The sequence below is a fragment of the Kribbella sp. NPDC023855 genome, from assembly GCF_040639475.1.
GTDB lineage: Bacteria > Actinomycetota > Actinomycetes > Propionibacteriales > Kribbellaceae > Kribbella.
Map to the genome: position 1 here is coordinate 566,967 of NZ_JBFAAA010000002.1, position 11,661 is coordinate 578,627.

At 67.4% G+C, this 11,661-nt stretch carries 12 protein-coding genes; 7 read left to right on the forward strand and 5 right to left on the reverse strand.

The window, feature by feature from the left end; genetic code table 11:
- Positions 1-5: 5 nt before the first annotated feature.
- Both AB0F51_RS08420 and AB0F51_RS08425 read left to right on the forward strand, forming a co-directional pair.
- Positions 6-542: a sugar phosphate isomerase/epimerase gene (locus AB0F51_RS08420; protein WP_360276007.1), complete on the forward strand. Its 537-nt coding sequence runs from the start codon at positions 6-8 to the stop codon at positions 540-542.
- 194 nt (positions 543-736) lie between these two features.
- Positions 737-2,185, forward strand: coding sequence for a diguanylate cyclase (locus tag AB0F51_RS08425; RefSeq protein ID WP_360276010.1), 1,449 nt, complete (start codon positions 737-739; stop codon positions 2,183-2,185).
- Between the two features lie 69 nt (positions 2,186-2,254).
- On the opposite strand, the gene AB0F51_RS08430 is transcribed toward AB0F51_RS08425, so the two are convergent.
- The 3 genes from AB0F51_RS08430 to AB0F51_RS08440 form a co-directional block, all read right to left on the reverse strand.
- Positions 2,255-2,659 carry a hypothetical protein gene (locus tag AB0F51_RS08430; RefSeq protein WP_360276012.1) on the reverse strand — a complete coding sequence of 135 codons (405 nt, stop codon included), beginning with the start codon at positions 2,657-2,659 and terminating at the stop codon, positions 2,255-2,257.
- A 95-nt stretch (positions 2,660-2,754) separates the two neighbouring features.
- Complete coding sequence (locus AB0F51_RS08435; RefSeq protein ID WP_360276015.1) at positions 2,755-3,345, reverse strand: DUF6461 domain-containing protein; 591 nt, start codon at positions 3,343-3,345, stop codon at positions 2,755-2,757.
- A complete protein-coding gene (locus AB0F51_RS08440; protein WP_360276017.1) occupies positions 3,342-3,824 on the reverse strand; it encodes a GNAT family N-acetyltransferase in 483 nt (160 codons plus the stop codon). Before AB0F51_RS08440 ends, AB0F51_RS08435 begins: the two co-directional genes overlap by 4 nt.
- 130 nt (positions 3,825-3,954) lie before the next feature.
- On the opposite strand from AB0F51_RS08440, the gene AB0F51_RS08445 reads away from it, so the two are divergent.
- From AB0F51_RS08445 to AB0F51_RS08455, 3 genes are all read left to right on the forward strand, one after another.
- Complete coding sequence (locus AB0F51_RS08445) at positions 3,955-5,535, forward strand: alkaline phosphatase D family protein (protein WP_360276020.1); 1,581 nt, start codon at positions 3,955-3,957, stop codon at positions 5,533-5,535.
- 87 nt (positions 5,536-5,622) lie between these two features.
- A complete protein-coding gene (locus AB0F51_RS08450; protein WP_360276022.1) occupies positions 5,623-6,498 on the forward strand; it encodes an aldo/keto reductase in 876 nt (291 codons plus the stop codon).
- Positions 6,499-6,547: 49 nt separating this feature from the next.
- The gene (locus AB0F51_RS08455) at positions 6,548-6,895 is read left to right on the forward strand and encodes a tetratricopeptide repeat protein (protein WP_360276024.1); all 348 of its coding nucleotides are present in this window, start codon (positions 6,548-6,550) and stop codon (positions 6,893-6,895) included.
- Here the strand turns inward: AB0F51_RS08455 and AB0F51_RS08460 are convergent.
- Positions 6,886-8,238, reverse strand: coding sequence for a hypothetical protein (locus AB0F51_RS08460; protein WP_360276027.1), 1,353 nt, complete (start codon positions 8,236-8,238; stop codon positions 6,886-6,888). The genes AB0F51_RS08455 and AB0F51_RS08460 overlap by 10 nt on opposite strands.
- A gap of 567 nt (positions 8,239-8,805) precedes the next feature.
- Between AB0F51_RS08460 and AB0F51_RS08465 the strand changes: the two genes are divergently transcribed.
- Both AB0F51_RS08465 and AB0F51_RS08470 read left to right on the forward strand, forming a co-directional pair.
- Complete coding sequence (locus AB0F51_RS08465; protein WP_360276030.1) at positions 8,806-9,936, forward strand: LLM class flavin-dependent oxidoreductase; 1,131 nt, start codon at positions 8,806-8,808, stop codon at positions 9,934-9,936.
- Positions 9,933-10,535 carry an FMN reductase gene (locus AB0F51_RS08470; protein ID WP_360276032.1) on the forward strand — a complete coding sequence of 201 codons (603 nt, stop codon included), beginning with the start codon at positions 9,933-9,935 and terminating at the stop codon, positions 10,533-10,535. Before AB0F51_RS08465 ends, AB0F51_RS08470 begins: the two co-directional genes overlap by 4 nt.
- 606 nt (positions 10,536-11,141) lie before the next feature.
- Here AB0F51_RS08470 and AB0F51_RS08475 read toward each other — a convergent pair.
- Complete coding sequence (locus AB0F51_RS08475; protein WP_360276035.1) at positions 11,142-11,483, reverse strand: VOC family protein; 342 nt, start codon at positions 11,481-11,483, stop codon at positions 11,142-11,144.
- Positions 11,484-11,661: the final 178 nt, after the last annotated feature.

Consider the following 11,661-nt stretch of genomic DNA (forward strand, 5'->3'; position numbering starts at 1 on the left):
CCTCCATGAGCGACCGGACCATCCCGGCCGACGGCATCGGCATGCACCTCTATACGATGCGCGAGGCACTCGCCGCCGACTACCCAGGCACGCTGCAGCGACTGGCCGAGATCGGCTACCGCACTGTCGGGGTGAGCGGACGGTTCGGCCACTCAGCGGAGGAGATCCGCTCGTACGCCGATAACCACGGCCACGACTTCGCCGAGGTGGATGGGCAGGTGCTGTTCGACATCCTGCTCGACGAGGTCGAGCCTGACCTGCTCGGGTTCGAGCTCGATCTGTACTGGGTGGTCGACGGCGGCAAGAACCCGGCGGACTACTTCCGCCGCCACCCCGGCCGGTTTCCCGCCCTGCACGTCAAGGACATGGCCGAGGACGGTTCGTTCGCCGACGTCGGTACCGGCACGCTCGACTTCGCGGCCATCTTCGCCGAGGCCGAGTCGGGCGGGGTCGAGCAGTGGCTGGTCGAGCACGACGCTCCCGTCGACGAGTGGGAGTCGGCGCGTACGTCGTACCGGTCGCTGGTGGATCTCCGGTACTGAAAAATCACCCTCCGTATCGGCAAGCGTATTCTCGTCACTGACAGCAGGTGAGCGGCTCCCGTCCGGCACAATAGGGTCGTCCAGGCACACCGGAGAAGGGTTCTTCGGGGCGGCTGGTCTGTCACTCTGTCAGGGGACCCTCACCACGGCGGGGTCTCGTGAGGCCGCCACTGCCGTGACTCCGGAGATCGCGCGTGCACAACGAGCCCACCGTACGGATGACGGCCGTACGCCGTCTCTACGAGGTGAGCGCCCGGATGGGCGCCGGGCGAAGCCTGGCCGAAACTCTGCAGGCCGTGGTCGACGGGGTCGTGGACGGCCTCGGCTTCGGCATCGCCGTGCTGAACCTGCGCCAGCCCGACGGCAAGTTCGAGGTGATCGCGGTCGCCGGCTCGCCGGAGGCCCGGGAGGCGCTGCTCGGCACGATCAGCGCGGCCGACATCTTCGACGCCGAGTTCGCGATCGCGGACAAGTGGGGCGGGCTGCGGTTCGTGCCGCACGAGCGGCTGCCTGAGGGTGAGATCGTCGGCTGGGTGCCGGAGATCCCGGTCTCGACGGCGCCGGACGCGTGGCATCCGCTGGACGCGCTGTTCGCGCCGCTGCACTCACCCGACGGCGAACTGGTCGGGATGCTCTCGGTCGACCTGCCCGAGGACCAGCGTCGGCCCGGCCCGATCCATCGCGAACTGCTGGAGATCTTCGCCACCCAAGCGGGCCTGGCGATCGACAAGGCGCGGCTGACCGATCAGCTGCGGGCCGAGAAGGCGCGGCTGGAGGCGAGCGAGACGACCTTCCGGATGGTCTTCGAGGGCGCCGGCAACGGGATGGCGACGATCGCCTTCGACGGCCCGGACGCAGGCCGCGTACTGCGCGTCAACGACGCCTTCTGCCACATCACCGGTTACACCCCGGCCCAGTTGGTCGGCTCCACCTTCGTCGACTACCTGCGGGACGAGAACGCGGGCCAGACGCAGCGCGAGATCGAGCAACTCGCCACCGGCCGGGGTCCGTACCGGTTCGAGCGGACGTTCCGCCGTACCGACGGCAACGACATCTGGCTGGGCGGGACGGCCGCGATGGTTGACCAAGGCAAGGATCTGCCGCGGATCATCCTGATCCAGATCGACGACGTGACGGCGCGCAAGGACGCGGAACGCGAGCTGCAGCACCACGCGGCGCACGACGCGCTCACCGGCCTGGCGAACCGGCGGCTGCTCCAGCATCACTTCAACGCGGCATTGACGCGGTCGCGGCAGAGCGGGCGGCGCGGGGCGCTGCTGTTCTGCGACCTGAACCACTTCAAGCAGGTGAACGACAAGTACGGCCACGAGGCCGGCGACCAGGCGCTGCGCGAGATCGCCGACCGGCTACTGACCGAGGTCCGGCACGGCGACACGGTCGCGCGGCTCGGTGGCGACGAGTTCGCGATCCTGGCCGAGGACATCGACGGCGACGACCTCGAGGCGCTGATCGGCCGGATCGACGAAGCGATCAGCCGCCCCCTCGAAGGCATCGACGTCCCGGTCACGGCCGCCATCGGCACCGCCGTCGTCGGCCCGTACGCCGCCGCGCTCGAGGAACTCCTCCGCACCGCCGACAACGCCATGTACGAAGCCAAACGCGCCCACCGCGCCACCCATTGAGCCGCTCGCAATCGGGGTGCGCGACGCAGTACCGGCTTTTGCGTACTCCGTTGCCGCCGGCCGGGGCGGCTAGCTAGCCGGCTTCGGAGCCGGCTTCCGCTGACGCCGCTTCTTCTTCGGTGGCTCCGGCTTGCTGTCGTCCAGCCAGTCCTTGAGGATCGAGATGGCCGCCTCGTTGTGCCGCTCGACCAGCGGCAGCACCCGGCCCAGATTGGCGAACGCGAAGATCGGCGTCCAGCGCGCCTTCCCGGCCTCGCTCTTCCACCGGACGGCCGGGAAGTTCGTGATCGCGAGGATCTCGTCCTTGGCGATCCGCCGGCTCCGCAACAACCCGTGAACCTCGATCGCGTCCGCATCACAGACCACCCCGAGCCGCCACCCGAGGAACGCCAGGTAGACCGCGGCCGCCAGACAAACCAGCGCCCCACCGACCACCGCCACCACCGGCAGGTCATCGCGCAACGCGATCACCACAACCCCCACCAGAATCGGCCAAACAGAAGCATTACAGAGCCGCGTGATCAACAGGGGTTTCAGTTCCACCCACCCATTGTCTCGCAGCACCCGAATCAGCCCTTCAGAGGCGCCAAAGCACACAGGTAGTCGGCGGACTCCAGCAGCTCCGCGGTCAACCGCACACCTGTCAGATGCTCGGCCAACGCAAAGGCTGCCTCGGTGTGCAGGGTGTAGTCGCGGTCCTCGCCCGCACGGAGGTCGAAGCCGACTGCTTCCATCACCTCGACCTGACCGTCCGGGTCACTCCCGGCGCGATCGTAGGCGAACAGCGGCTCGAAGGTCAGCCGCATATCGCCGTCCACCATCCAGGAGAAGCGGTCCACCGCGTTGACGTTCTTGTAGTGGGACACCACCTGAGTGCCGGCCGACAGTGGAGCGATCACCTCTTCGGTCACGCCGAGAAATCCGTTGTCCTCGACGAGCAGCGTCCAGCCACCCAGCTCGGTAGCGCCCAGGTACCACCGGCGTCCGCCGTGCTCGTCGGGAAGTGACTCGGTGAACTCGCGCAGACCGGTGACCCGGCCGACCTGCTCACCATCTATCCGGCTGAGCGCCTCCACTGCGCTCAGCCCTCGAACGAAGGTCAGGCAGTAGGCCTCGCTGATGCGGCTTTTCTTGAACCAGACGTAGTCGGTGGCGTTCACGTGCCGAGGGTGGTGAGGGCTTGGTCGGTGAGGCGGTAGGTGGGCCATTCGGTTTGGGGGGTGGCGCCGAGGGACTTGTAGAAGTCGATGGCGGGGGTGTTCCAGTCGAGGACGGACCACTCGAGGCGTTGGTAGTTGTTGCGGACGCATTCCTGGGCGAGGGCGGTGAGCAGTGCCTTGCCGAGGCCGGAGCCGCGGAGTTCGGGGCGAACGAAGAGGTCTTCGAGGTAGATGCCGTGGACACCACGCCAGGTGGAGAAGCTGAGGAACCAGATCGCGTAGCCGACCACCTCGTCGTCGACCGACGCGACATGGCAGAACACGGCGGGCGTAGTACCGAAGAGGGCTGTTCGGAGTTGTTCGGCGGTCAGGTGGCATTGCTCAGGGGCGCGCTCGTACTCCGCCAGCGCGTGCACCAGCTCCACGATCGCCGGTACGTCGGCCGGCCGGGCCCGGCGGATCCGCTCGTCAGTCTGCATGCGGACCATCCTCTCCTGTCATCAACTGCCCGAGATTCACCCGCCGGAGGAACTCGTTTACCGCGCTGTTCACCTGGCGCTTGAAGGCTGAGGGCGCTTCCCCTGCCGATCTGCTCACCGGAGGACCCCCATGGCTGTTTCACGTCGTCGTTTTATCGGGCTTGGAGGCGCGGGCAGCGCCGCGATCCTGCTCGGGACCGGGGCCTGGGACGCCTCGACCACCTACGCCGCCCCGGCCGGCGCCGGCAACCCGTTCACTCTGGGCGTCGCGTCCGGCGACCCGCGGTACAACAGCGTCGTCCTGTGGACCCGGCTGGCTCTCGACCCGTTCGCGGTCGACGGCCGTGGTGGCATGCCCGCCAAGGCGGTCCGGGTGGAGTACGAGGTCGCCCGCGATGCGAACTTCCGGCACGTCGTACGCCGGTCCAGCGTGGTCGCGACGCCCGAGCTCGGCCACTCGGTCCACCCGGAGGTCAACGGGCTGCTTCCGGATCACGAGTACTACTACCGCTTCCGCACCGGCGGGGAGATCTCGACGGTCGGGCGCACCCGTACTACGCCGCATCCGCTCAGCTCGCCGCGTGAGGTGCGGTTCGCGTTCGCCTCGTGCAACGCGTGGCAGGACGGGTTCTTCACGGCGTACCAGCACATGGCGGACGAGGACCTCGACCTGGTCGTGCACCTGGGCGACTACCTCTACGAGTCCGGAGTGAAGACGAACAAGCGCGGTGTCGTGACCGATCCGCGGTTCCACACCGAGACGTTCGACCTGGCCCGGTACCGGCTGCAGTACTCGCTCTACAAGTCCGAGGCGCCGCTGCAGGCCGCGCACGCCGCGCACCCGTGGATCCACACGTTCGACGACCACGAGGTGGAGAACAACTGGGCCGGCGACCTGTCGCAGGCCGACACCGAACCGGACCAGGACCCAGTGATCTTCCGGGCGCGCCGGGCACAGGCGTTCCAGGCGATGTACGAGAACCTGCCGCTGCGGCACGAGCAGATGCCGAAGGGACCCGACGGGCGGTTCCACCGGCGGCTCCCGTACGGACGGCTCGCCGACTTCACCATCCTGGACACCCGCCAGTACCGGTCGGACCAGCCGTGCGGCGACGGCGCCTCGTCCACCTGTGACGACCGGTTCAACCCCGACAACACGATGCTCGGCGGCAAGCAGCGCCAGTGGCTGCTCGACGGGTTCCGGCAGTCCCGGGCGCGCTGGCAGGTGCTCGGCAACCAGGCGCCGATGGGCCAGACCGACTGGACGCCCGGCCCGGAGACCCACGTCTGGCTCGACCCGTGGGACGGTTATGTTGCCGAGCGCAACAAGGTGCTGGCGGCGGCGCAGGACAGCGGCGTACGGAACCTGGTGGTGATCACCGGCGACCGGCACCAGAACTACGCGCTCGAGCTCAAGCGCGACTTCGCCAACCCGGACTCGCGTACGGTCGGGACGGAGTTCGTCGGTACGTCGATCACCAGTGGAGGCGACGGCGCCGACACCACTCCGCAGGGCGTGCAGTTCCTCGAGGCGAACCCGCACCTCAAGTTCTTCAACTCCCAGCGCGGCTACGTCCGGGTCACCGCCGACCGGTACCGCTGGCGCTCCGACTTCCGCGTCGTCCCCTACGTCACCCAACCCGGCGCCCCGATCACCACCCGCGCCAGCTACGTCGTCGAAGACCGCAACCCGCACGTCCACGTCGCCTGAAGGATTGCCTGATTCAGCAGGGCGCCTTCTGGCTCTCAGTGGTTTTTCCTGTTGGAAAACTGAGTCGAGCTGCGGGAGGTTGGGAGTATGGCTTCTGAAACTTCAACTACCCGCAGCATCGGCGACGTCCAGGTCAGCGCGATCGGGCTCGGCGCGATGCCGATGTCGATCGAGGGCCGGCCCGACGAGAGCCGCTCGATCGCGACGATCCACGCCGCCCTGGACACCGGCATCACGCTGATCGACACCGCCGACGCGTACCACCTGGACTCCTCCGACATCGGCCACAACGAGACGCTGATCGCGAAGGCGCTCAACTCGTACGGCGGCGACACGTCCGGCGTGCTCGTCGCGACCAAGGGCGGCCATCTCCGTCCCGGTGGCGGCGCGTGGACGCAAGACGGCTCCCCGAAGCACCTGAAGCAGGCAGCCGAGGACTCGCTCAAGCGACTCGGCGTCGACGCGATCGGCCTCTACCAGTTCCACCGGCCGGACCCGAAGACGCCGTACGAGGAGTCGATCGGCGCGATCCGCGACCTGCTCGACGCGGGCAAGATCCGGCAGGCCGGCATCTCCAACGCGAACCCGGAGCAGATCCGCCAGGCCAACGAGATCCTCGGCGGCCGGCTCGTCTCGGTCCAGAACCAGTTCTCGCCGGCGTTCCGCTCCAGCGAGCCCGAACTCGACCTCTGCGACGAGCTCGGCATCGCCTTCCTGCCCTGGTCCCCCCTCGGCGGCATCTCCGGCGCCTCGGACCTCGGCAAGAAGCACCCTGCCTTCCACACCCTCGCCTCCGAACTGGGCGTCAGCCCCCAGAAGCTCACCCTCGCCTGGATGCTCGCCAAGTCCCCGGTAGTCATCCCCATCCCAGGCGCCAGCCGCCCCGAAACCATCCGCGACTCGTACTCCGCAGTCGACCTCGCCCTCACCCCCGACCAGGTAGCAACCCTCGACGCCGCCTGACCTCGGAATACCGCCTGTACTGCGTGGCGTTGCGTCCTGCGTGGAAGACATGCGCGCGTTGAGCTATGGGCTTGGGCAGCAGTACTTCGACGAGCGGGACTACCGGAACGCGATTCGTTCTCTGCTCCCGGTCGTTGAGGAGACACCGGATGACGTAGGCACTCGACTATTGCTGGCGCGTGCCTATTTCCACAGCGCTTTGCTGAAGCCCGCCGAGGAACATCTGCGCGAGATTCTCGACCGCGCGCCGACCGAGTCGTACGCCCATCTGATGATGGCGCGCACGCTCGAGCGTCAGAGCCGGCATGAGGAGGCCAGCAAGCACCGTCGAATCGCCGCCGCCCTCACCGGCGACGATTCGCTGCTGGCCTCCCACAGTCTCCGCGCTCAGTCCTGACGCGCCCGCTGGGCGGCGTACAGGTCGGTGATCGAGGGGCGCGTGGCCAGTTGGTAGGTGCCGTTTTCGAGGTCTCCCGGGAAGTCGCGCGGTAAGCCACTCCCCGCGGAGGCCAGGCCCTGTACGCCGACAGTGATGCTGCGCGGAGCCACGTCGGCCAGGTCGATCGCGTACGGCGCACCACTCGTGACGCGGACGTTCCAGTGCGCGATGCGTGCGCCGAAGAGCGGTCCCGACGCGGCCGATCCGCCGACCCGGCCGTTGTTGGTGAGCGTGATGTCGGTCCGCGCGTTCTCGAACGGCATCGCGCGATGGGTGTCGAAGGTGCCCTCCGCCATCCGCCCGCGGCGCCACACGTTCCCGGCCGAGAGTCCTTCCAGGTTGAGCCCGTGATGCAGCGCGCCGGCCGGCAGCGGTACGGAGAACTGCTCGATCTCGAACCCGTCCACCAGGTTGTCATGTGATTGCATCCGGCAAGCAAAACTGTGGTGCGCCGAACGGCCACCGACCACGACATCGGTCAGCGTGACGGCCTTCGTGGTGGTTAACCCGAACCCGAGATCGCAGTTCTCCACCCGTACGTCGTCGGCCCAGCAGTCGTGAACCGCCTGAAAACAAAGGCCGTTCGAGCCTGGATGCCGATTGTGGATCGTCATCGTCCGGGGCGCGTTCCGAATCGTCAGCGACTCCACACCGACGTCGTGCACCGTCGGCCCGAGCGCCCGGAATCGTGACGGCCAACTCGGCCGCAGGTCGTACCGCAACGGCTGGGCCAACCTCACCAGGCGATCACCCAACACGGCTTCGATCCGGACCGGCCACTGCAACGTGGCGTACTGCACGTACTGCGCACCCGACCCCGTCGTGAGCTGCGGCGCCTTGACCGGCCAGTCGTACTCGCGAGTCCCGGCAACATCACCGGCCACGTGCCGTAGTACGCCGGCATCCGCTGGATTGTCCGTCTCCAGTACTACGAGGTCGCCCGCCGCGAGGCGACTCGTGTCGGACACCAGCAGCGTGCGTTGGCCGCGTGACGCGGAACCGATCTCGGCCAAGGTATCGCCGAGCAACCAGCCTTCCGAAGCGGCGAAGTTCTCGGCTTCGGACTTGGCCTTGCGCTCGGGCGCGATCACCCAGATCTGCCCACCGGTCCAGGACCAGCGACTCTGCAGGCTCGGCTGAAGATTCGGCCGGTACGACTCCTCGAGCGGCCGGGTGAAGTGCAGGATGGTCCGGTCGCGACCCGATCCCTTCAGCACGACATCCGACCAGTGCATCCACAGCGGGGAGTCGAGACGATACGTCCCCCGGCGGTACGACGATCGTGCCGCCGCCGTGCTCACCGGCGTACCGGACGGCGGCGTTGAACGCCGCTGCGGAGTCGGTGGTGAGGTCGGGGCGGGCACCGAAGTCGGTGACGCGGGCGATGACGCGCGGCCGGCGCGGGCGCTCGCCGCCGCGGTACCCGGCGTGCGAGATGTCCGGGATCAGCGGATGCGTCCCCCGAGCCTCGGCCCACTGATGGAGCAGTTCGGCCGAGATGTCCTTCGGCTTGCTGGTTCCGCTGGATGGGACAGGTGCCGCTGCGGCGGGAAGAGCGGCCACTACAGGGAGTGCAGCGGCGCCACCTAGAAGGTGGCGACGGCTGAGTTTCGGGCGGTGCGGCATGGACGGTACTCCTCGGGGCGGTGAGGGTTTCGCATGGCGGCACCTAGTTTCACTGGACGGGACGGCACTGGCAAGAGCCTGTCCACCAGCCGCCGACTCAGAGCCGGAGTCTCGGGCGGCTTCCGCGAGGATGGTCGCTGACAGGCTCGCTCGGTCCGGTTGCGGGAATGCCGACTCCTAGGTTGGCGTTGACCCGGACAAATAGTTTAATCTTGAATGGTTACTCAGACCAAGGAGTCGAGATGCAGTTCGGTGTGTTCACCGTCGGCGATGTGACCCAGGACCCGGTCAGCGGCCGGACCCTCACCGAGGCCGAGCGGATCCAGCAGATGGTGACGGTCGCCCTCAAGGCCGAGGAGGTCGGCCTGGACGTGTTCGCGACCGGCGAGCACCACAACCCGCCGTTCGTCCCGTCGTCGCCGACCACGCTGCTCGGTTACATCGCGGCGAAGACCTCGAAGATCCTGCTCTCGACCTCGACCACGCTGATCACCACCAACGACCCGGTGAAGATCGCCGAGGACTACGCGATGCTGCAGCACCTGGCCGACGGCCGGGTCGACCTGATGATGGGCCGCGGCAACACCGGCCCGGTCTACCCGTGGTTCGGGCAGGACATCCGCAACGGCATCCACCTCGCGATCGAGAACTACGCCCTGCTGCGCCGGCTCTGGCGCGAGGACGTGGTCAGCTGGGAAGGCAAGTTCCGCACCCCACTGGAAGGCTTCACCTCGACGCCGCGGCCGCTGGACGGCGTACCGCCGTTCGTCTGGCACGGCTCGATCCGCAGCCCCGAGATCGCCGAACAGGCCGCGTACTACGGTGACGGCTTCTTCCACAACAACATCTTCTGGCCGGCCAGCCACACCGCGAAGCTGATCAACCACTACCGCACCCGCTTCGAGCACTACGGCCACGGCGCCGCGGACCAGGCGATCGTCGGACTCGGCGGCCAGGTCTTCATGCGCAAGAACTCGCAGGCGGCGAAGGCGGAGTACCGGCCGTACTTCGACCACTCGCCGATCTACGGCGGCGGTCCGTCGATGGAAGAAACCATGGAGCAGACCCCGCTCGCGGTCGGCAGCCCGCAGGAGATCATCGACCGGACGATGACGTTCCGGGAGAAGTTCGGCGACTACCAGCGGCAGTTGTTCATCGCTGACCATGCTGGGTTGCCGGTGACGACTGTGCTGGAGCAGATGGACATCCTCGGCGAGGAAGTGATTCCCGTACTGCGCAAGGAGTTTGACGCGTTGCGACCGGCGCACGTGCCGGAGGCGCCGACTCACGAGTCGCTGAAGGCAGCGGCCGACCGGGCCGCAGCGCTCGAGACGGTCAGCCCTGAGGTTGTCGGGCTGGAGGGAACGCGATGACGGCGCGAACGATCGCCGTGGTGACGGCTGGGTTGACGACGCCATCATCTACTCGGCTGCTTGCTGATCGGTTGGCGGCTGCTGTCCGCGATCAGCTGGATGGGCGCGGGACGGAGTACCGGGTTGAGGTTTTTGAGCTGCGCGAACTGGCGCACGACCTCACCAACAACTTGCTGACCGGGTTTCCGTCTCCTGAGCTGAGCAGGGTGCTGGATACGGTTGTCGAGGCGGACGGGCTGATCGCGGTCACGCCGACTTTCAGTGCGTCGTACAACGGGCTGTTCAAGATGTTCTTCGACGTACTGGATGACCAGGCCCTGGCCGGCAAACCGGTCCTGATCGCCGCAACCGGCGGCACCGAACGCCATTCTTTGGTCCTCGACTTCGCCCTCCGGCCGCTTTTCTCTTATTTGAAGGCGATTGTGCTGCCGACCGGCGTGTATGCGGCGTCGTCGGACTGGGGAGCTGGGGCAACGAAGCTGCACGCGCGCATCGAACGCGCGGCGACGGAACTAGTCGATGCCATGAGCAACGACCGCCGCCCGACGGTCGACCCGTACGCCAATCCCGTCTCCTTCGAGGACCTGCTCAACAGCTGAGGTATCCCCACGCGGCCTCCGACGCGCGCTCCTACGTCGCCCGCTCGTTCGACCGCTCCCGCCCGCCCCTGTGTTTGGGCGCTCCTGCGTCGCGCGGATTTGACCACGTTGGTGATTGAGCCCGTTTGGCGTGCGCGGGGGCGGTTGGGTTATCCCCGCGCAGCCTCCGATGCCCGCTCCTGCGTCGCGTGCTCGTTCGACAGCTCCCACCCACCCAGCGATTTGCGCTCCTCCGTCGCGCGGTTCAACCACGGCGATGGCTGGCCTGGTGAGCCACGCGGCTGGTGGTTGGGTTGCCCCGCGCGGCCTCCGATGCCCACTCCTACGTCGCGGGCTAGTTCAACCGCTCCCACCCACCCGACGCTTTGCGCTCCTATGTCGCGCGGTTTGACACTGTTCGGTGACGCGGCCACTTTGCGAGGAACCCAAGGCGCAGTTCAGCCTGCTCGCTCCGCGGGCCGACAAGCTACGCACGTCTCCAGTCGAGCAGCTGCCTTGTCGGTCTGCTGCTTTCACAGCCTTGTGGCTCCATCAATCCTGCGTTTTGCGGTTGCGTGAACTGGCAGTAGACGCGGCAGCTCTACCGCCAGCATGCCTGTTCAGCGGTCAGGAGAACGTGCCGGTAAACACGACCCGATTGCCGTCCGGATCCACTACGGACAGGATCCGCGACGAGGTCGCGTCCTGCGGACCGTCGTGGGTGATGCCTGCCTCGGTCAGGCGCAGCGCGAGGGAGTCGAGGTCGGACTCGTCGAGCACCATCGACGAGTGGCCGGCTCGGTCAGGTTCGGCCCAGACCTGAACGCCGAACGTGTCAGCCAGGTGCCATTCGAGCAACCCTGGCATGGGGCGAGCGTCCGGCGAGCGACCGAGAAGCCGCGTGTACCAGTCCTCAGCCATCGCGAGATCGGTCACCGTGGATTGAGCAAGCACCCGTGTGATCGTCATACCGTTCCTTCCACCGTGGCAGGCATGCGGACTTTCCTCTCGGGCAGCAAGAGGGTGACTTTGCCAAGGTAAGGGCTCTGGTGTCGGCCCGGTGGGAGCGGTCGAACGAGCACCCGACGCAGGAGCGGGCACAGGAGGCCGCGCGGGATCAACCCACGCCCTCGAAGCGGGATGGTTA